Source organism: Paucibacter sp. TC2R-5 (genome assembly GCF_025717605.1).
GTDB lineage: Bacteria > Pseudomonadota > Gammaproteobacteria > Burkholderiales > Burkholderiaceae_C > Paucibacter_A > Paucibacter_A albus.
In genome coordinates this window covers 1-19,543 of record NZ_JAJIRQ010000002.1, presented here as the reverse complement: position 1 = coordinate 19,543, position 19,543 = coordinate 1, and the positions used below count along the sequence as shown (strand labels likewise).

Sequence of the window (19,543 nt, the reverse complement as noted above, 5' to 3'; positions counted from 1 at the left end):
TTTCATCAACTATGAAGCGTAATCGAGTATGAACATCAGATAGCTTCAAAGTTGTTATCGAGCATTCCGGCGGTTGATTTTCTGTAAAGTACTTCTGATTTGTGGCTCGGCCAAATGCGGCGGCAATTGTGGATTTGGATGACGAGTCAAGAACACTTCTAAAATCATCAGCGGACGCAACTCCAATTAAATCCATGCGGGAGAAAATGAAGTCTTCGATATGCGGGATTTGCGGAGGATTATTTGCAGGGCGAAAATCGCCTCTCAAGATTGAGCCAGGTTGAATGTTCTTTGCTTTTGCCTCCGAATATGTCAAATATCTGTTCCCATTGGTAATCTTCTGCGGACGCACACAAACTCCTGTTTCCGGTTCAATTCCTGCAATGCAGACATGTTCGCCTTTCATGTTTGTGACGTCAGTGACAATAATATCCATTGATTCCTCCCTGAATCTCGTTTGTAGGATTAAGAACGCCTCGCCTAGTAGGTTTTATGGCGATTGCTTAGTGTCCCATCTCCGCAGGGGCTTGAGGGGCCAGCCTCAAACATTTAGGCAAGACCTGACCCTCAAGCCATCACTTGCGCGGTGCATGCGCGCAGCGCAGCACCCATCGAGGCGACGCGCAGCGAGCCGTGTTCTTTGGAATTCCCCTTCTGCATGGGCGAGGAGCGCAGAATTTGTCGGGCGTCGCGCAGCGACTTCAAGAACTGGTTTCGCGCCCCTTGTCTGAACGCAGCGTAGCGCAGTGAGTTGGGCGCGGCCCGGCAAATTTGAGCACCGAGCGGACCCGCAGGGCCATGCGGCAGGGGCGCCTTCTCTTGCCTCCTTCTCTTGGCGAGACAAGAGAAGGAGGTCGGCCGCCGGGACGAACTCCCGGCATCGTGCGGGGCAAGCAAATGAGCCGAAGGCCGTGCATTTTTTCAGTAGGTCCTGACATCCAAGCCCGAAAGCTGCGCTCAGCACCGCCAACAATTAAGGCGCCGAAATCAATCGATCCACCATGCTCTTCACCGCATGCATCTGCGCCCCACCCCGCACCTGAAAATTCAGCCCCGAGTAGCCCCACCAATCCCAACACCCCTTGGGGTTGAGCGGCAACTCGGTGGCCACCACTTGCGGATACAGCACGATGATCTGATTGGCATCGGCCCAGCGGTTGTAGCCAACCTTGCTGTAGACATCGCTGCCGACTGCCGCCGCACCCTGCTCACAGCCATGGAACACCACATGCACCGCGCAATGGTTGGATTTGTCGGCAGTACAGGCTTTGGGCAGGTAATAAAAGCCGACCTTGTCCAGCCCCGTGTCGGCCGCAGCGAACTCACGCTGATCAAACGGCCGCACCGTGGACGACAGCGACATAACAGCCGGCTTGAGCGGCCCATAGATTTGACTGAGGATGGCCTTGGCCTGGTCATAGGGCGAGCCCTTCACCTTGCATTGGGCGATGTAGGGCGACTCGGTGACCTTGCAGGCGTTGCCGAAATCCGGCGAAATGAAAGCATGGCCCGAGGGCAGGGTGCTGACAAATGCCAGATTCTTCTTGGCGACGCCGCCGGCGGTGTAAAAGTCTTTGGTGGCCTTCACCACGCTGGGGTGCACCACGGTGTCATGCTTGCCCCCGTAGACATAGACCTTGAACTTGCTGATGGCAGCGACCGGGTCAATCTGCCCGAATGAGGCAAAGCCCTGGGCGGCTTCCCATGAGAGCCCGCCCGACGGCGCCCCGCTCATGCAAGTCAGAATCCCGCCCAAGTTCACATAGGCACAGTTGTAAGGCCCGCCGGCGACCACCCCGACGCCCATGACGCTGGCCGAATAAGCGGTGCTGTACTGCACCGCCATGAAGGCCCCAGAGGACAAGCCCGAGATTGAGGTGCGGTCGGCCGCAGCCTGTACCGCCGGCAGGCTGTCTGCCGCCCATGCCGAATGCAGGCCGGCCAACAGCGTGAGGACGCCGACGCCGAGCCCGATCCGGGCCAAGTTGCTGATGATGACGCGCATGAGGATCTCCCTGGGTAATGTTGCAATGCAGCATAGGTGGGCGGCGGTCTGGGCGATATCCCTAAAGCCGACACTGGCGCTGCAGCTGTAAATAGCTCGCCCGCCCCGGGCCAATGGCTTGCGAATGTATTGCAGGCGCAATACACTGCCCCCATGAAAACCGCCGTCATCCCGCAAATCCGCGTTGAACCCGAACTGCGCGCTGATCTCGAGTCAGTGTTGTTGCAGGGCGAAACCCTGACCGACTTTGTCGAAGCGACCATGCGCAACGCCATCGCCTTCAGACGCGTGCAAACGGCATTCCATGCGCGTGCGCAGGACGCATCTGAGGAATACCACCAAACGGGAGTCGCAGCCCCGGTGGAGACGGTCTTGGCCAAGCTCCAAGCCAAACTCGACGCCAAGCGCAAGAAACTCGCTGGACAGGTCGACAAATAACTCGAGCCATGACCTTCACCGTCGAGTTCGCGCCCACAGCCGAAGCTGACCTCGAGCGCCTGTTTGATTACTTGCTGGACCAGGCCGAGACCAGCGAACAACTCGACGTCGCTCAAGCGGCTATAGCCGCGATCAGAGCATCAGCGCAGCACGGCTTAGCGCTCACACCGTTCAGCTTTCGCAAGGCCGCCCAAAACCCTGCTCAGCGTGAGTTGATCATCCCCTTCGGCAGCGCCGGCTACGTGGCGCTGTACGAGATTGTCAGCACGGCCAAGGTCGTCGTGCTGGCGCTACGCCACCAGCTCGAAGAGGACTATCACTGACCCCGCATCGGGGTGGCGGGGCTACAACTCCCAATGCGGATGCAGCGCCCGAATCCGATTCAAAGCCATCGCCGCAGCCGAAGTTCGCGTCTCAACCCCTAACTTCGAAAACACCCGCTCCAGGTGCTTCTTGACCGTCGCCGGGCTGGCGCCCAGGATGTCGGCAATATCGCGGTTGATCTTGCCCTTGACGACCCAGTACAGCACCTCGGCCTCGCGGGCGGTGAGCTTGAAGTTCAGGCCCATAGCTTCGATGAGGCCCAAGTCCGACACCTCGCGCATCACGATCAGCCAGTCGCTGCTTTCACCGTCGCCGAGGTCCTCCGGCTCAGCGGCGCCAATCTGCTGATGCAGCGCAAAACTCAGGCGCCTGGCGCCCAGTTCGGCATAAAAGCGTGGCGGCTCGATTTGCTGTTCGCGGGCCGCCGGTACATGGCGACGCAGCCAGTCCAGCACCGGGGCCGGCGCAAACACCGGAGAAAACTGGCCGCTCGCGCCGAAATAGGCGGCGAGCAGCTCGCGCGCCAACGGCGTCTGCCACATCAGCCGGCCGTCGCTGACGCGCACCGTGATGCTGGCGTAGCCAAATGCGTCGAGCGCCCGGCGGGTCTGCACGGCGCCCTGCGCCTGGCGTGCGCCGCGCAAATGCACTTGCATGCGCGCCAGCACTTCCTTGGGTTTGATTGGCTTGGTCACATAGTCGACGCCGCCGGCGTCCAGCGCCGCGACCAGATGCTCGGTCTCGGTCAAGCCGGTCATGAAGACAATCGGGATATGCGCCGTGGCGGTGGCGGCTTTCAGGCGCCGCGCCACCTCGAAGCCGTCCATGCCGGGCATCATCGCGTCCAGCAAGATGATGTCGGGCAGCGCCTGGGTGGCGCGTTGCAGCGCGGACTCGCCATTGGTGGCGACCAGCACGGTGTAGCCGCTTTCGTCCAAGGCGTCATGCAACATGGCGACGTTGTCCGGCACGTCGTCGACGATCAGCACCAGGTCGCCACGCTGACGTTCCAACCAGTCGGGCGCAGTGCTGTTGATGGCTGGCGCCATGCTTTGCTTGGGGGTGATGATGGCGGTGGTGTTGTTGTTCATGCAGGGATCTCCGGCCCCAAGATGGCTGTGATCGCTTCGAATTGGTATTGGCGCGCCAGGCCGCGCAAGCTCTCCACCCAGGCGGCGCTGGCGGCACTTGCGGGCAAGGCGCCGGCGATCAGGTCCAGCTGTGCCTGCACGCCGCGGTAGTAGCCGAGGTTCAAGGCTTCGCGCAGCGGCGTCAGCAGCTCGGGGTCAAGTTCCAAAGGCAACTGGCTTGCGCTGACTCGCGCCTGCGCTGAGGGCGCCTCTGCAGTCTCCGCCCTCGTGTCCAGCCACTGCAAAGCAAGCCTGCGCCCCAACCAGTCCAAGAGCTCGGCGTGGCGCACGGGCTTGGTGATGAAATCGGCTGAGGCTATGCCAAAAGCGGCGTTGTCCTGGCCTTTCTCAAACGCATTGGCGGAGACGACGGCGATATTGAGCTCGGCTGGCGTGAGCAAGCGCAGGCGGCGAATCGTTTCCCAGCCGTCGATGCCGGGCATGGCCAGATCCATCAACACCGCGTCGGGACGCAAACCGCCGCTCGCGACCAAATCCAGCGCATCATGGCCGCTGGCGGCGCTGCGCAAATCAAAGCCCAGCGGCTGCAAGAGCTCGCTCAGCAATTGGCGGTCAGCCGCTTCGTTGTCGACGATCAGGATCAGCCGGCGTGGCCCGGCATAGCCGCGCCGTGGCGCTGCAGTTCTGAGCCTGTCGAACTGATGAGGCGGCGCCAAAGCGGGCAAGAACAGCTTGACCCTGAACACCGAGCCCTGGCCTGGCTGGCTGCTGGCGCTCAGCTCGCCGCCCATCAACTCGGTCAGCATCTTGGCGATGGTCAGGCCCAAACCAGCGCCGGGTGCGGCGTCGGTGGCGCGCGTGCTGCCGCGCGTGAAGGGCTCAAAAATGCGGCTTAGGGCCTCGCTGCTGAGGCCGGGGCCGCTGTCCTCGATCTCGAACAAGGCGATCTCGCGCGCATGGCGCACCCGCAGCACGACCTGACCCTCGGGCGTGAACTTCAAGGCATTGCCGAGCAGATTGATCAGGATCTGGCGCAGGCGCTTTTCATCCGCCCGCACGCTGCTGGGCAGCTCGCCGATGACCTCGAAGCGAAAAACAAGGCCTTTGGAGGCGGCTTGCAGCTCGAACATTTCGGCCAACTCATGCATGGCGTCCTCGAACTGCATCGCGGCCGGTTCCAGCGACAACTTGCCGGCCTCGATGCGGGCTAGATCCAGCGTGCCGTCAATCAGCTGCAGCAGGTGCTCGCCGCTGCGCTTGATCACCTGCACCGCTTGGCGGCGGCGCGGCGGCAGCTCGGCATCTTCGGCCATCAGCTGCGCATAGCCGAGGATGCTGTTGAGCGGCGTGCGCAGCTCGTGGCTGATGGCGCTGACATAGCGGCTCTTGGCCTGGTTGGCTTGCTCGGCGCTCAGCTGCGCTTGTTCGGCCGCTAGCTTGGCCTTTTGCAAGGCTTCGTCCGTGCGAGCGTGCGAGGCAATCTCCAGCATCAGCGCCTGAGTCTGCCGATTCGATTCCTCTTGCGCGACTTCGCGGCTCTGGTGCGCCAGCACCAGCCACCATGCCGCGATGCCGACGCCAAGGCCCAGCAGCAGATAGGCTTTCACAAAGCCATTGCGCAGGCTTTGCGCGGCTTCTGGCGCCGCCGCATTGGCAGCGCCGGCCAACCCTTGCAGCTCCTGGTGATAGAGCAGGCCGAACAGCGCGGCCAGCAAGGGCATCAGCACCGCCATCAAAAGCAGAAAGTGGCCCAGGCCCGTGTCCAGCCAGGGCCAGGTCTTGCGCGGCAAGATCTTGTGCAGCGCCGCCCGCCATTGTGCCGAGAGCTTGGCCTGCGGCTTGCAAAGATCACCGCAGCGCGCGTCCAGCGTGCAACAGAGTGAGCAGATCGGGCCTTGGTAGGCGGGGCAATGGGCCATGTCCGGGCCTTCATATCCGCGCTCACAAATCACGCAGCAGCGGGTTTCCAGGCGCCCGTATTTGCCCTGCTCTTGATGATCAGGCCGGCGCGCCAGGTAATAGCGCCCTCCGGTGGCCCAGGCAATCAAGGGCGCGCTGACGAAGGCGGTGGCCATCGCGATGACGGCCGAGAAGGCTTGCGCCAGCTCGCCCATCAGGCCCAGATGCGCGCCCATCGAGAGCAGCGAAGCCAGCGCCATCGCACCGACGCCGACCGGGTTGATGTCGTACAAATGAGCGCGCTTGAACTCGATGCCCGGCGGCGACAGGCCCAGCGGCTTGTTGATCACCAGATCGGCCACCACGGCCATGATCCAGGCGATCGCCACATTGGCATACAAGCCCAGCACCTGGCCCAAGGCCTCGAACACATTCATCTCCATCAACATGAAGGCGATAAGAGTGTTGAAGACCACCCAGACGACGCGGCCAGGGTGGCTGTGGGTCAGTCGGGAAAAAAAGTTACTCCAGGCGAGCGAGCCGGCATAGGCATTGGTGACATTGATCTTCAACTGCGAGATCACCACGAACAGCGCAGTGGCCGCGACCGCCCAGCCGTAGCGCGGGAACACATATTCATAGGCCGCCAGATACATCTGGTTCGGGTCCACCGCGCGCTCGGGCGGCACCATATGTTGCAGCGCCAGCCAGGCCAAGAGCGCGCCGCCCAGCATCTTGGCGACGCCCAGCAGCACCCAGCCCGGCCCGCCTATCAGCACGGCGGCCCACCAGCGGCGCTTATCGGCGGAGCTGGCCTTGTCAGGCAAGGCCGGCATGAAACGCAAATAGTCGGCCTGCTCGCCCATTTGCGTGATCAAGGCGATGCCCACCGTCAGCGCAGCACCAAAGTGGACCAAACTGAACCCGGAATCGTGCGATTGCGAGCCAGCATGGTGCACAACGCCCGCAAACGCAGCAGGGTCCTTGAGCAGCACCACCGCAAAGGGCAGCAGCAGCATGAACAGCCACAGCGGCTGGGTGATCAATTGCAGGCGGCTGATGGCCGACACGCCATGCGTGACCAGGGGGATCACCACCAGCGCGCAGATCAGATAGCCCCAGCGCGGCGGGATGTCCAGCGCCAGGTCTAGCGCATAGGCCATCACGGCGGCTTCGAGCGCAAAGAAGATGAAGGTGAAGGACGCGTAGATCAGCGAGGTGAAGGTGGAGCCGATATAGCCAAAGCCGGCCCCTCGGGTCAAGAGGTCCATATCGACGCCGTAGCGGGCCGCATAGATGCTGATGGGCAGGCCTGCCAGGAAGATGATCAGGCCTGTGGCCAGGATGGCCCAGAAGGCATTGGCCCAGCCGTACTGCACCAGCAAGGTCGCGCCCACGGCCTCCAGGATCAAAAAGGCGGCGGCCCCAAAAGCGGTGTTGGCGACGCGGAAATTGGACCAGCGCCGAAAGCGCTGCGGCGTGTAGCGGAGCGCGTAGTCCTCCAGCGTTTCGCTCGCCACCCAGGCGTTGTAGTCGCGCCGCACCTTGATCACGCGCTGCGGCGCGGCTGCGGCGTTGAGGCTTGTTGCGGCGGGAGTGGTGGGTGGAATACGCATGGCTGGGGGAAAGCCGTGCAGATTCCGTGCCTGCACGAGACGGCACGGCCCTTGCTATGAAGCTTGCATGGAATTAACCCCGCGTGTTCATCCGCATTAGCGGATGCGCGGTCTGACTAGAGAGTTTGTATGGAATTGACTCCCCGCGAAAAAGACAAACTCCTGATCTTCACCGCCGCCTTGCTGGCCGAGCGCCGCCTGGCGCGTGGGCTCAAGCTCAACTATCCGGAAAGCGTGGCCTTCATCAGCGCTGCAGTGATGGAAGGCGCCCGCGACGGCAAGACCGTCGCGCAGCTGATGAGCGAGGGCCGCAATGTGCTCACTCGCGCCGATGTGATGGACGGCATCGCCGAAATGATTCCCGACATCCAGGTCGAGGCGACCTTTCCCGATGGCACCAAGCTGGTGACCGTGCATCAACCGATCGTGTAACTAGATTCGACCCAGGCAAGCTCATATGAAACATCTGCTCACCCTCATCTTCATGCCCATCCTCATGCTTGCGGCCCCGCTCTTGGCGCAGGCGCACAGCGTTGATGTTCCGCACAGCCATGGGCACTTAGGCCAGCACTTCGGCCAGCTCTTCAGCGACTTGCTGCAGGCACTGAGCAGCCTGGATCATTGGCTGGTCTTGCTGTGCTTGGGCTTGGCGCTAGGCTTGGGCTTGCGGCGTTGGATTCGCGCGAGGCGCGCATGACGCCGGGCGAGCTGTTCACCCCTCCCGGTGAACATCAGCTTAACCCCGGCCGGCGCACGCTCAGCCTGGTGGTGCAAAACGCCGGCGACCGGCCCATCCAGGTCGGCTCGCACTATCACTTTGCCGAGACCAATGCGGCGCTGAGTTTTGACCGCGCCGCTGCGCGCGGCATGCGTTTGAACATCGCCTCAGGCCTGGCCGTGCGCTTCGAGCCGGGCCAGCAGCGCACGGTCGAGCTGGTCGATCTGGCCGGTGAGCGCATCGTCTACGGCTTTCGCGGCCTGATCCAGGGAGCTTTGTAATGGCGACGATTGGACGGCGCGCTTATGCCGAGATGTATGGCCCCACGGTCGGTGATCGGCTGCGCCTGGCCGACACCGACTTGATCGTCGAAGTCGAGCAAGACCTGACCCTGCGCGCGGGAGGCTATGGGGAGGAAGTGAAATTCGGCGGCGGCAAGACCATACGCGACGGCATGGCGCAGTCGCAGCGCGGCCGCGACCAAGGTGCTGTCGACACGGTGATGACGAACGCGCTGATCCTTGATCACTGGGGTATTGTGAAGGCCGATATCGGCCTCAAGAACGGCCGCATTGTGGCCATCGGCAAGGCCGGCAACCCCGACACCCAGCCGGGCGTGGACATTATCATCGGCCCCGGCACCGAGATCATTGCCTGTGAAGGGATGATCGTCACCGCCGGCGCTGTCGACACGCATATCCACTTCATCTGCCCGCAGCAGATCGAAGAAGCGCTGGCCAGCGGCGTCACCACCATGTTGGGCGGCGGCACCGGGCCGGCCACCGGCACTTTTGCGACCACCTGCACGCCGGGCGCCTGGCATATCGAGCGCATGCTGCAGGCGGCCGATGCTTTTCCGATGAACTTGGGCTTTATGGGCAAGGGCAATGCCAGCCTGCCGCTGGCCCTGCATGAGCAGATTGAGGCCGGCGCCATTGGCCTCAAGCTGCATGAAGACTGGGGCACCACGCCGGCCGCCATCGACAACTGCCTGAACGTGGCCGAGGCCACCGACACGCAAGTGGCCATCCACACCGACACGCTCAACGAGAGCGGCTTTGTCGAAGACACGGTGGCGGCGTTCAAGGGCCGCACCATCCACACCTTCCACACCGAGGGGGCCGGTGGTGGCCATGCGCCGGATATTCTGAAGGTGGTCGGCGAGGCGAATGTGCTGCCGTCCTCGACCAACCCGACCCGGCCCTACACGATCAACACGCTGGACGAGCATGTCGATATGTTGATGGTCTGCCACCACCTCGACCCCTCGATTGCCGAAGACCTGGCCTTTGCCGAGAGCCGCATCCGCCGCGAGACGATTGCGGCCGAAGACATCTTGCATGACCTCGGCGCCATCAGCATGTTCAGCTCCGACTCGCAGGCCATGGGCCGGGTCGGTGAGGTCATCATCCGCTGCTGGCAGACGGCGCACAAGATGAAGCAGCAACGCGGCGCTTTGCCCGGGGATGGGCCGCAAAACGATAACGCGCGAGTGAAACGCTATGTCGCCAAGCTGGCCATCAACCCGGCCATCGCGCATGGCATCAGCCACGAAGTCGGCAGCATTGAGGTCGGCAAATGGGCCGATCTGGTGATCTGGAAGCCGGCCTTTTTCGGCGTCAAGCCCAGCTTCATCCTGAAGGGCGGCAGCATCGCGATGGCCGCGATGGGTGACCCCAGTGCCTCGATCCCGACGCCGCAGCCGGTGCACTACCGCCCCATGTTCGGCGCTTACGGCGGCGCCCTGGCACGTGGCTCTTTGACTTTCGTATCTCAAGCGGCTTTGGGTGCCGGGGTGGGCCAGCGCTATGGCTTGAATAAAACGCTGGCGGCGGTGAGAAACATTCGCGGCATCGGCAAACGCGACATGATTCATAACGACTATCTGCCGCGCATGGAAGTCGATGCGCAAACCTACGCGGTTCGCGCCGACGGTCTGCTCTTGACCTGCGAGCCAGCGACCTCGCTGCCGATGGCGCAGCGCTATTTCTTGTTCTGACCTCAGTGAAGTTGTTTTTTTCTTATGTCTATCCTTGCTCCCGAACTTTTGATCCGTCTCGACGATTTGAGCGATCCACGCATTGCCGCTTTTCTTGAAGAACATATGCAGGATATGCGCGCCGCGTCGCCGCCGGAAAGCGTGCATGCGCTCGATCTGGCGGCGCTGCGCAAGCCCGGCATCAGCTTCTGGTCAGCTTGGTTTTTGGACGAGTCAGGTGCGGAAACCTTGGTCGGCACGGCGGCGCTGAAACGGCTGGATGACAGTCATGCCGAGCTGAAGTCCATGCGCACCGCCGCTGCGCTGCGTGGCCGCGGGCTGGCGCGTGCCATGCTCGCGCATGTGCTGAGCCAAGCGCGCCTGCAAGGTTTCAGCCGCCTGAGCCTGGAGACCGGTACGCAGGACTTCTTTGCGCCGGCGCGTGGCCTGTATCAGCGCGAGGGCTTTTTGCCTTGCGCACCGTTTGGCAGTTATGTGGAAGATCCGTATAGCTTCTTCATGAGCATCGAACTGTGAGCGCCGCGATGCTGCAAGTCTCAAAGTTGCTGCCGCAGGGCCAGGGCCTGGCGCCCGTGCTGCTCAAGCGCGCCGCTGAGTTGGTGCTCGACTGGGATGCGCGCCAGAAAAGCCGCATCCAGGCGACGGACAGTTGGGGGCGTGAGCTGGGTATCTTTTTGCCACGCGGCACGCAGCTGCGCGGCGGCGATGTGCTGGTAGCCGAGGACGGCAGCCTCATTCGCGTGCTCGCTGCGCCGCAAGCGCTCTTGCGCATCAGCGCCTGCAGCAGCCATGGCTCGCCTTTCGATCTGACCCGCGCGGCCTACCACCTGGGCAATCGCCATGTACCGATCGAGCTGCGGCCCGGCTATTTGCAGATCGAGCCCGACCATGTGCTGGCCGCCATGTTGCGCGCCCAGCATCTGACGGTCACCGAAGTGGACGCGCCCTTCGAGCCTGAAGGTGGGGCTTATGGAGCTGGACATGGGGCCGGGCATACCCACGGACATGACCATGACCATGACCATGACCATGCGCATGGCCACGGCCATAGCCACACATGAGTGCGCTGCTGCAGCTGATCTGGCTGGCCTCGCCGGCGCTGCCGATTGGTGGTTTTTCTTATTCTGAGGGCTTGGAGTCGGCGATCGAGCATGGCCTGGTGCGCGACGAAGCTTCGGCCGCCGAATGGCTGTCGCAGCAATTGGCGCTGACGCAAACGCGCGGCGACTTGGCCCTGGCTGCGCGTGCGCTGCCGGCCTGGCGCGAAGGCGACCTGCCCGCGCTGAAGGTCTTGAATGACTGGGTGCTGCAAACCCGCGAGACGGCCGAAATGCGCCTGCAGACCGAGCAAATGGGGCGCTCACTCTTGGACTGGCTGCGCAATCACCACACCGCCAGCCCCGCGCAGATCGCGCAATGCCAGGCCCTGGGTCAGCCGACCTATCCGCTGGTGATGGCCTTGGCACTCGCCGGCAGCGGCGCCGCGCTGGCCGATGGTTTGCTGGCCTATGCCTTTGGCTGGGCCGAGAACATGGTGGGTGCTGCGATCAAGTCGGTGCCGCTGGGCCAGAGCGCCGGTCAGCGCATGCTGGCCCGCTTGGCGGCCGAGATCCCCGCCGCCGTGGCGCAGGCGATGGCCTTGGCCGAGCGTGATCAGCGCCAGGCTTTTTCTCCCATGCTCGCGATCTTGTCGGCGCGGCATGAAACCCAATACTCACGGCTATTCCGCTCATGAACACAGCACTCCACCAAATCCCCCTTCGAACCAAGAAGCTGCCGCCGCTGCGGGTCGGCATCGGCGGCCCGGTCGGCTCGGGCAAGACCACCTTGCTGGAGATGCTTTGCAAGGCCATGCGCGAGCGCTGGGACCTGGTTGCCATCACCAACGACATCTACACCAAGGAAGACCAACGCCTGCTGACCGTCAGCGGCGCGCTGCCGGCCGAGCGCATCCTGGGCGTGGAGACCGGCGGCTGCCCGCATACGGCCATCCGCGAAGACTGCTCGATCAACCTCGAAGCGATTGACCGCATGCTGGCCGAGTTCCCGGATGCCGATGTGGTCTTCATCGAATCCGGCGGCGACAACCTGGCCGCCACCTTCAGCCCCGAGCTGAGCGATCTGACGATTTATGTGATCGACGTCGCCGCCGGTGAAAAGATCCCGCGCAAGGGCGGGCCAGGCATCACCAAGAGCGATCTGTTCGTCATCAACAAGACCGATCTGGCACCCCATGTCGGCGCCAATCTGGACGTGATGGAGGCCGACACCCAGCGCATGCGCGCAGGCAAGCCCTATGTGATGACCAACCTGAAGACGCAAGCCGGCGTGGCCGAGGTGGTGGACTTCATCGAGCGGCGCGGCATGCTGGTTTGAGCCGGCCGAGCTGAGGAAAAGTGCAAGCCCATTGAGAGTTAGTTGGACTGCGCTGTGGCCTCGACGAATGCTGCTGACGAGCTGGTTCGACGGCATAGAGTTTGAAAAATCTGGAATGGCTGCTTCTCACGGCGAGCCAGTCTTCCTCGATTTGTGGCTTGCCCTTGGCCTCAAGGGCTTTGAGCGCAAGAAAGCGCCGAAAATAGCGGAATCAACAACGAGGTTTCTGTGAATCAATTCGCTGCTCATGCCGAACTCATCGCCACCTTCCGACGGGCAGAGGCAGATGCGGCCCATAAGTTCGGATTGATCAAAGCCTTGTCCAACAAAGGCCCCAAGGCCATTCAGGCGGCCGTAGAAACCGCGGCAAAGGCTGCGAAGCGCAGGGATGCGTATGCAAAGAAGCTGGATGAGCTCGGGGTAGTGCTCAAAGATTAAGCGCTATCAGGGCGCACACAGCAAGCTGCGCCTCGGCCTCGATCCCCGGCTACATGACCCCCGCGACGCGGCTGCGTTGCACCAAATAGTCCAGAAACACACGCGTGCGTTGCGGCAGGAATTTGCGGCTGGGCATGGCCGCATACACCGTCATCTGGCCGGACACCCAGCCCTTGAGCACATGCACCAACTCTCCCCGCATCAGGTGCGGGGCGACTAAGGCCAGCGCCACCGAGATAATGCCGGCGCCGTCCAGTGCGGCGCGCAGCAAGGTGTCGCTGTGGTTGACCCACAGCATGGGCTGCACGGCGACCTCCACGGCCGTGCTTTCGTCGCCCTGCTGCCACAGGCGCCAGGTGCGTGAACGCTCCTCGGCAAAGCGCAGCCGCATGCTCTCGTGCGCCATCAGTTCCTGCGGCGCCATGGGGCTGCCCCTTTGCTGCAAATACGCCGGCGAGGCGACGAAGATCGCCTCCGACTCCATCACCTTTCGCGCAATCACATGGGCATCAAACGGCACTTGGGTGGCCAGCAAGGTGATGTCGAAATCCTCGATCGGTGGGTTGGGGGAGCCGTCCACCAGCAGATCCACGGCGATCTTGGGATAGAGCTGCCGAAAGCCCGGCATCAGGGGCGCCACGATATGGCTGGCCAGCGTCGGTGCTGCGTGCACGCGCAAGACGCCCTCCAGTTGCTGCGTTTGCAGGCTGGCTGCGGTGTCGGCCTCGTCGATGTCTTGCAAGATGTGGCGGACGCGACTCAGGTAGACCTGACCGGCTTCGGTCAAGGCAAGGCGCCGGGTGCTGCGCTGCAGCAGCCGCGTCCCAAGGTGGGCCTCCAGATCGGCCACCAGCCGCGTGACCACGGATGCCGACAGGTCCAGCAGCCGCGCTGCGGCCGCAAAACCACCTTCGTCAACCACACGCTGAAACACCCGCATCGACAGCAGCCTGTCCATCGCTCGCCCTTTGGTCATTGCAAGGCTTGATTGTTGCAGTTTCAGCAACGATACATGTCTGCCCAGGCTATTTTTCTTCGCTGGTAGAAATTTTAAAGTTCAGTCCATCGAAGCGGCACACAAGACAAATATTGTCGAGTGAGCAGCAGCTTCAGTCACCACCTGTTGAAGAAGGACCCCGTCATGAACCGTAGTTTCCTCAGCGCCATCGCACTTGCCCTCGCTACCCTCACCACTGGCGCCGTGTTTGCGGCTGACGATGTGGCCGAGAACAACGGCCCGCGTACCCGCGAGCAAGTGCGCGCCGAGTTGGCCGAAGCCATCCGCACCGGCGACATCGTCGGCAACGGCTTGACCGGCCAGAAGCTCAACGAGCTGTACCCAAACCGCTACCCGAAGCAGCCCGCCGCTCCAGTCAAGACACGTGAGCAGGTGCGGGCCGAACTTGACGAAGCGATCCGTAAGGGCGACATCGTCGGCAACGGCGTGTCGGGCCAAAAGCTCAAGGAGCAGTTCCCCGACCGCTACTCGAACCAGGCGATTGCGCAAGGCAAGTCGCGTTAAGAGCCAGGTGCAGCGTAGCGCCGGGCCGGGCGCAAATTCGCCTTCACGTCTCAATGCAGGTTCAGAGCCCCGGCGCATGCGTCGCTTCAGCGTGTGCTGCTGCGGCGGCGGTGAAGCAGGCTGGCCAGAATCGCCACGCCGCCGAGCAGCAGCAGCCCGCTACCGGGTTCAGGCACCGCTGCCGTGGTGTCCGCCAGCAAGCGCGGGCCGAGGGACAAGCCGCTTTCGGCGGCATAGATACTGCCGTAGGTATCGCGCGAGCCGTTCAGCACAAAGGTGCTGAAGCTACGACCGGCGTGTAAATCGGCCTGCACCGCGCTCGTCACGTCGAATTGCTTGAGCATCGCGCCCTCGGGGGTGTAGCTGCTCCACACCGACCAGCCTCCCGAACCACCGCTGACGATGGCGCCAAGCCCATCGGCGACCACATCGCCGGTCAGGCTTCGGGCGCCGGTGTCCAGCCAAGAGATGGCCACCGAGCCGTAGTAATACCCGGTGCCGAAATTGCCGACGGTGTTGAGCTGCAACTGTGCGCCGAGTAAGTCGCCGCCTTGCAGCGCGGTGATCGGGATCTCGATGATGCCTACGGTGTAGTCATTGCCATAGGGCGGGGCCATTTGCAGGCCCACACCAAGTTCGGTGCCGCCTACGGTGTAGCCATAGGGGCCGAACTTCGAATTCCAGGCATAGCCGGCATCGCCAGCCAAGGGTGCGTTCAGCGTCACGCTGTTGGCCGCCCAGGCAGCACCCTGGAGCATCAAACAGGCGGTGAGGGTGCTCAGGCACAAGAGTGGGCTTCGTGTCGATAAGTTCATGAGGTTCTCCTTCAACTTGTCCTTGCGGACATTGGGAAGTGGCAGTGCAAACCAGCTTTGCCGGGATGCCAGCCACTGAAGCTAGTCCTTAGCCGAGCAGCTTGCGTCGGCCGGCCACAAAGACGCCCAGACCCGCCGCCATCAGTGCCCAGGACTCGGGCTCGGGAATCGGGTGCAAGACCTCAAGCCTTGCCACACCGGTGCTGCCCATGGCATTGCCAGCAAGCGACCATTGGTGAAAGCCCACATGCTGCAAGACGTCATGGTCTTCCACACCATTCGCCGAACTGCCGCCATCGGGTTCCAGGAAAGAGATCGAGTGCGAATGCATGGGTTCGGGGGCCTCACCGTGCGGGCCGTCGAGATGCTGATACCAGGTATTCACCGTCCAAGTCGAGCCGACTTCAGTGGTAGTGATGGTCGCGTTCCAGCTCTTGCCAAAATAAGTTTCAGTCCCGCCCGCGCTGTCCCAGCCCCAATTGATGACCAGCGTGGTGATGGTGTCCACCGGGCTTGGTGTGATCCATACATTCGCCTGCGCATTGCAAGCCATGCCCAGCGCCAATGCTGCGCAAGCCGCCACAAAACACTTCCCTGAACGCTTCAAGGGCGGCGGCTTCTGAATAAATCGCTTGCCGTCAAAACTCAATTTTTTGATGCTGAAAGTCATGTTCTTCCCCAATATCTAAATTGATCCTCGAGCCAGGAATTCGGTCCTCTTATTGATGACCAAAGCTCACCGTGATGCTCGATACAGCAGTTGAAGTGGTCTGTGCGTTTGCGAACATGGGCGATTCCATCTGCGGCCGGCGCATGCATGCAGCCTTGCCGCCCATCCCAGCCCAGCCCAGCCCCGCCCGGCATGCCTGTGCCAGTGCCTGCGCCATTAGCGTCCTGTTTGACCCAGCGCAAATTCAGTCGCCGCCCTGCGTGCGCCATCGCACAGAACGGCCAATTGCGGCTGCATAGCATCGATTCCAGCGAGTGCCCAAAGCCGCAGAACGCGCAGAGCGCAGCGGCAAGCAGCCGTCGCTGACCGGCGCGTCGCCCGCGACCGCAGACCCCGCCACTTCAAAAACCACAGGAGCTTCATATGTCCTTCTCGACCCTGACCCCCCGCACTCTTGTGCGCCACTTGGCGCTCGCTGCGGCACTGACCTGCGGCGGCATCGCCGTTGCCGGCACCACCGTTGTCGCGCCCTCTGACTGGGGCGCCCTGCAACTCGTCGCCGGGGCCAATGACCCGGGCAACTTGTTGTTCTACCCGTTCCTGGTCACGGCCGACCAGCCGCTGTCGATCAGCGTCACCTTCGTGCCTTCGGCCTATACGCCAGGCCGCTTCGATCCCGGCTTCATCTCGCCCGGCTGGTTCTACGTGACCCGGGCGTGCTCGCCCTGCGGCATGGAAGGCAATGTGATCTTCGACATGGCCAAGCATTACAACGAAGTCTTCAAGCCCAGCGACACCATGATTCTGATCGGCGACGGTGGGCGTGCAGCCACCGAGTCCGGCGACTATGTGCCCGGCGCCACTTACACCACCACGATGGTCTGGAATCGCGCCGCTAGCACGATCAATATCACGGTTAGCGGCGGGGGCAGCAGCTTCAGCAGCACGGTGGCATCGGCCGGCGACACCATCAGCGGCTTGGTCTTCCATGGGCCCAACGCACCGGAGATGGGCTACTCGACTTTCGGGGACGTCACCGTCGCCGTGCCCGAGCCGTCGGCCTGGCTGATGCTGAGCCTTGGGCTTGGCTGCATCGGCTGGCTGGCAAACCGCCGCAGGCAGCGCCGCCTGGGTTGAGACACAAGCGCACATAGCCGCCATCACGGCCGGCTTACGAACCCCATCTTCATCCGCCCAGAAAGGCAAATCATGAAACTCTCGCCCTCATTCTTTGTACCCGCCCCAGCCTTGAACCTCAGCGCGCGTGTCCTTGCGGCCGCGCTGCTCACGCTGGCCGCGGCATCACCCGCCAGCGCGGTGCCGCTGCCCTTCAATGCCTACGCCAACGTCTACGGCTATATCCAGACCTACTACAACAGCCCCTTGCTCGGCGACGTGCAGTTCAGCCTCGCCGGGACTCAGGTCAACACCTATAACAACGGCTTCGGGGGCGCCAAGACCACCGGCGTTGCGGCCACGACGTTCGCCATCGATCCCGGTGCCGCGCCTGGCTTCGACCCGCTCTACGACATCATCACCAACAGCGGCCAGTACGGCTATTCGTACAGCGGCAAGGCCGAGGTGGCAGGGGTCAAGATGCGCTCGCAGATCGCGGCTTCGACGGTGGATATAGGCGGCCCGTCCATCTCGCCCAATAGTTCGCTCCAGGCTTATGCCTCGGCTCAGTGGAACCAGCAATTCTTCATCGCCGCCACGGCAAACCGGCCGACCGGCAGCTACGGCGCGATCCTCGTCGGGCTGACGCTCGAAGGTGGCTTTCCGGCCGGCACGCCGAACTACGCCGCCCAAACACAGGATCAAGCCAGCACTTCGTTCACCGACAGCGCAGGCGTCAGCTACCAAAGCAGCTTCACCTTGTCGACCTATGCGGGCGACCCAGGCTGGACCGGCAGCAGGACCGCCTACAAGAAGCTGCTGTTCCAGTACGGCACGGCTTTCGCCATCAGCCTGAACCAGTGGTCCACCGCCGGCAACAACGCTGCTGCCAATTTCTTCGACACCGGCTACATCAGCTCGATCGAACTGCCCTATGGAGCGACGCTGGAGTCCGGTGCGGAGCAGGCGGGCCTGGGCTCGGCATCGGCGCTCTACGGCAAAGTCACCCAATCGGCCACGGCGGACGCCCTCAACACCAACTGGGACTTCGGCAACAACGGCGGCGGCTTCACGCCGCCTGTGCCTGAGCCGTCCAGCAGTGCTTTGATGCTGGCCGGCGCCGCCGCGCTGGCCCGGGTGCTTGGCCGGCGCCGCCATGTCGAGGTATGACCGCCTTCCACGAGCGGCGATACTTTTTTCAATCTCGATCAATCGCGGATCGCGTTTTCATGGGCGGAATTTGCCTACTCTCTTTCCATTTTGTGAACTCTATTGACTTGAACCACGAACTGGTTCGACGGCAGAGAGTCCGGAGAAGGAAAGAGTTAGTTTTGCCTATGAATTGGATTTTTTGATCAAGTCGAACTCTCGCCAAGTGCGTTCGGAAAAGCATGTCCCGAAGCCCCGGTGAAGTTGGTGCGGCCCGAAATAGCGGCCGCACCGGTCGCCGCAGGGTTACCCCATCATCAAGGCATCGGCTTGTGATCCATGCAGGGCGGCTTGGCGAAGGCGTCGATGACGCTGACAATACCGGTCGGGTCGATCGCCGTGATGATGATCATGTCGAGGTCCTTGATCAGGTCGGCGATGTAGAACAGCAGTTGCCGTGCCGCCCATTCCCGCGCAATGTGCTTGTAGTCGGCCTTGCCCTTAGGGTATTGGCGGATGATCTGGGCTTCGATGTCGGCGCTGGAAATGGACGCCAGATCTTTCTCGGCCAGGTTCAGGAAGTTATTGATGTCATTCGAAAGCAGCAGCAGGGCCGTCGCCAGTTCTTCGGCCGTCTTGGCTGCCCGGTAGACTTCCTTGGCGGCCATCACCCCTATCTTGGCTTCGCCGAGCGCGCCCGCCGTGGCGAAGGAGCCGATCATCATGGCCGAGCTGACCACCATATTGCTGATGGTGTTGACGCACTGGTTGGCATTGCTGGCGCAGGCCGCGGCACCACATTCGGCAATGCCCGCGGCGCAGCGCTGGTTGCAGTTGGTGACATTGCACTGGTAACCATCGCGTGGCTTGACGTAGCACAGGCCGGCCTGCATCACACGATTGGAATTGCAGGAGTTCGCGGCCTGGCCCGCGCCATTGCCGTAGGAGGCCTTTTTGAGCCAGCAAACGCCGAGCACCTTGGTGTAGCCGTCCCGGCAACCAGACAAGCCGGGCGACGAGTAGGACAGAGACTGGTCGCTCCAGCACACCGGGCCGACGGGGTGGTAGCCGCTGCGGCAGTTGCTGTAGCACAGGGCGCCGTCTTTGTACTGGCCGTCGGCGCAACCGGGCGCAATGCCGATGCCGCGGTCGTAGGCAGCAGTCTTATAGCAGAAAGGGGTGGTACTGATCGAGGTTTCGCGCTGAATCCAGTTGACGATCGTATTGACCTGACCATTGCTCAAGGTCTGTCCAGGCACATAGGTTGTGGGCTTGTCGGCCACGGGCACGCCCTGCGGCCAGGTGCTTGCCACGATGCTGCTGGTACTCCAGTACTGGAACACATTGCCGGCATCGCAGGCCGCGAG

At 62.6% G+C, this 19,543-nt stretch carries 23 protein-coding genes and 1 pseudogene; 15 read left to right on the top strand and 9 right to left on the bottom strand.

Annotated elements, in window-relative coordinates; genetic code table 11:
• From LNV08_RS03745 to LNV08_RS03735, 3 genes are all read right to left on the bottom strand, one after another.
• The coding region (locus tag LNV08_RS03745; RefSeq protein WP_263532329.1) for a hypothetical protein at positions 1 to 436 on the bottom strand (436 nt) is incomplete at its 3' end.
• Between the two features lie 131 nt (positions 437 to 567).
• Entirely contained in the window at positions 568 to 705 is a 138-nt protein-coding gene (locus LNV08_RS03740) for a hypothetical protein (RefSeq protein ID WP_263532328.1), read from the bottom strand.
• 268 nt (positions 706 to 973) lie between these two features.
• On the bottom strand, positions 974 to 2,005 hold the full coding sequence (locus LNV08_RS03735) for a PHB depolymerase family esterase (protein ID WP_263532327.1): 1,032 nt from the start codon (positions 2,003 to 2,005) through the stop codon (positions 974 to 976).
• A 153-nt stretch (positions 2,006 to 2,158) separates the two neighbouring features.
• On the opposite strand from LNV08_RS03735, the gene LNV08_RS03730 reads away from it, so the two are divergent.
• Positions 2,159 to 2,443, top strand: coding sequence for a YlcI/YnfO family protein (locus LNV08_RS03730; RefSeq protein WP_263532326.1), 285 nt, complete (start codon positions 2,159 to 2,161; stop codon positions 2,441 to 2,443).
• A gap of 8 nt (positions 2,444 to 2,451) precedes the next feature.
• Positions 2,452 to 2,766 (top strand): type II toxin-antitoxin system RelE/ParE family toxin, encoded by a 315-nt coding sequence (locus LNV08_RS03725; protein WP_263532325.1) that lies wholly within the window; start codon positions 2,452 to 2,454, stop codon positions 2,764 to 2,766.
• A 21-nt stretch (positions 2,767 to 2,787) separates the two neighbouring features.
• On the opposite strand, the gene LNV08_RS03720 is transcribed toward LNV08_RS03725, so the two are convergent.
• Both LNV08_RS03720 and LNV08_RS03715 read right to left on the bottom strand, forming a co-directional pair.
• The gene (locus tag LNV08_RS03720; RefSeq protein WP_263532944.1) at positions 2,788 to 3,816 is read right to left on the bottom strand and encodes a response regulator transcription factor; all 1,029 of its coding nucleotides are present in this window, start codon (positions 3,814 to 3,816) and stop codon (positions 2,788 to 2,790) included.
• Positions 3,817 to 3,854: 38 nt separating this feature from the next.
• Positions 3,855 to 7,373 (bottom strand): ATP-binding protein, encoded by a 3,519-nt coding sequence (locus LNV08_RS03715; protein ID WP_263532324.1) that lies wholly within the window; start codon positions 7,371 to 7,373, stop codon positions 3,855 to 3,857.
• Positions 7,374 to 7,502: 129 nt separating this feature from the next.
• Here LNV08_RS03715 and LNV08_RS03710 point away from each other — a divergent pair, with 129 nt between their 5' ends.
• From LNV08_RS03710 to LNV08_RS03665, 10 genes and pseudogenes are all read left to right on the top strand, one after another.
• A complete protein-coding gene (locus LNV08_RS03710) occupies positions 7,503 to 7,805 on the top strand; it encodes an urease subunit gamma (protein ID WP_263532323.1) in 303 nt (100 codons plus the stop codon).
• Between the two features lie 25 nt (positions 7,806 to 7,830).
• Positions 7,831 to 8,070, top strand: coding sequence for a hypothetical protein (locus tag LNV08_RS03705; RefSeq protein ID WP_263532322.1), 240 nt, complete (start codon positions 7,831 to 7,833; stop codon positions 8,068 to 8,070).
• On the top strand, positions 8,067 to 8,372 hold the full coding sequence (locus LNV08_RS03700) for an urease subunit beta (RefSeq protein WP_263532943.1): 306 nt from the start codon (positions 8,067 to 8,069) through the stop codon (positions 8,370 to 8,372). The genes LNV08_RS03705 and LNV08_RS03700 overlap by 4 nt, the downstream gene beginning before the upstream one ends.
• The gene (ureC, locus tag LNV08_RS03695; RefSeq protein WP_263532321.1) at positions 8,372 to 10,090 is read left to right on the top strand and encodes an urease subunit alpha; all 1,719 of its coding nucleotides are present in this window, start codon (positions 8,372 to 8,374) and stop codon (positions 10,088 to 10,090) included. Before LNV08_RS03700 ends, ureC begins: the two co-directional genes overlap by 1 nt.
• 24 nt (positions 10,091 to 10,114) lie before the next feature.
• The gene (locus LNV08_RS03690; RefSeq protein ID WP_263532320.1) at positions 10,115 to 10,606 is read left to right on the top strand and encodes a GNAT family N-acetyltransferase; all 492 of its coding nucleotides are present in this window, start codon (positions 10,115 to 10,117) and stop codon (positions 10,604 to 10,606) included.
• Positions 10,607 to 10,614: 8 nt separating this feature from the next.
• Positions 10,615 to 11,145 (top strand): annotated as a pseudogene (ureE, locus tag LNV08_RS03685) (urease accessory protein UreE); the annotation flags it as partial.
• Positions 11,146 to 11,147: 2 nt separating this feature from the next.
• Positions 11,148 to 11,825: an urease accessory protein UreF gene (locus tag LNV08_RS03680; protein ID WP_263532319.1), complete on the top strand. Its 678-nt coding sequence runs from the start codon at positions 11,148 to 11,150 to the stop codon at positions 11,823 to 11,825.
• On the top strand, positions 11,822 to 12,466 hold the full coding sequence (ureG, locus tag LNV08_RS03675) for an urease accessory protein UreG (protein ID WP_263532318.1): 645 nt from the start codon (positions 11,822 to 11,824) through the stop codon (positions 12,464 to 12,466). The genes LNV08_RS03680 and ureG overlap by 4 nt, the downstream gene beginning before the upstream one ends.
• A 67-nt stretch (positions 12,467 to 12,533) precedes the next feature.
• A complete protein-coding gene (locus tag LNV08_RS03670) occupies positions 12,534 to 12,698 on the top strand; it encodes a hypothetical protein (protein WP_263532317.1) in 165 nt (54 codons plus the stop codon).
• Complete coding sequence (locus LNV08_RS03665; protein WP_263532316.1) at positions 12,695 to 12,904, top strand: hypothetical protein; 210 nt, start codon at positions 12,695 to 12,697, stop codon at positions 12,902 to 12,904. The genes LNV08_RS03670 and LNV08_RS03665 overlap by 4 nt, the downstream gene beginning before the upstream one ends.
• A gap of 49 nt (positions 12,905 to 12,953) precedes the next feature.
• Here the strand turns inward: LNV08_RS03665 and LNV08_RS03660 are convergent, their stop codons facing one another.
• On the bottom strand, positions 12,954 to 13,880 hold the full coding sequence (locus LNV08_RS03660; protein ID WP_318014094.1) for a LysR family transcriptional regulator: 927 nt from the start codon (positions 13,878 to 13,880) through the stop codon (positions 12,954 to 12,956).
• 165 nt (positions 13,881 to 14,045) lie between these two features.
• Between LNV08_RS03660 and LNV08_RS03655 the strand changes: the two genes are divergently transcribed.
• Complete coding sequence (locus LNV08_RS03655; RefSeq protein ID WP_263532315.1) at positions 14,046 to 14,426, top strand: DUF4148 domain-containing protein; 381 nt, start codon at positions 14,046 to 14,048, stop codon at positions 14,424 to 14,426.
• An 86-nt stretch (positions 14,427 to 14,512) separates the two neighbouring features.
• On the opposite strand, the gene LNV08_RS03650 is transcribed toward LNV08_RS03655, so the two are convergent.
• Together LNV08_RS03650 and LNV08_RS03645 are read right to left on the bottom strand one after the other, a co-directional pair.
• Positions 14,513 to 15,241 (bottom strand): PEP-CTERM sorting domain-containing protein, encoded by a 729-nt coding sequence (locus LNV08_RS03650; RefSeq protein WP_263532314.1) that lies wholly within the window; start codon positions 15,239 to 15,241, stop codon positions 14,513 to 14,515.
• Positions 15,242 to 15,329: 88 nt separating this feature from the next.
• Complete coding sequence (locus tag LNV08_RS03645) at positions 15,330 to 15,911, bottom strand: PEP-CTERM sorting domain-containing protein (protein WP_263532313.1); 582 nt, start codon at positions 15,909 to 15,911, stop codon at positions 15,330 to 15,332.
• A 423-nt stretch (positions 15,912 to 16,334) separates the two neighbouring features.
• Here LNV08_RS03645 and LNV08_RS03640 point away from each other — a divergent pair, with 423 nt between their 5' ends.
• Together LNV08_RS03640 and LNV08_RS03635 are read left to right on the top strand one after the other, a co-directional pair.
• Positions 16,335 to 17,048 (top strand): PEP-CTERM sorting domain-containing protein, encoded by a 714-nt coding sequence (locus tag LNV08_RS03640; protein ID WP_263532312.1) that lies wholly within the window; start codon positions 16,335 to 16,337, stop codon positions 17,046 to 17,048.
• A gap of 72 nt (positions 17,049 to 17,120) precedes the next feature.
• Positions 17,121 to 18,197, top strand: a complete 1,077-nt coding sequence (locus LNV08_RS03635; RefSeq protein ID WP_263532311.1) for a PEP-CTERM sorting domain-containing protein — start codon at positions 17,121 to 17,123, stop codon at positions 18,195 to 18,197.
• Between the two features lie 296 nt (positions 18,198 to 18,493).
• Here the strand turns inward: LNV08_RS03635 and LNV08_RS03630 are convergent.
• Positions 18,494 to 19,543 (bottom strand): hypothetical protein (locus LNV08_RS03630; protein ID WP_263532310.1); only part of this gene is annotated, 1,050 nt, incomplete at its 5' end.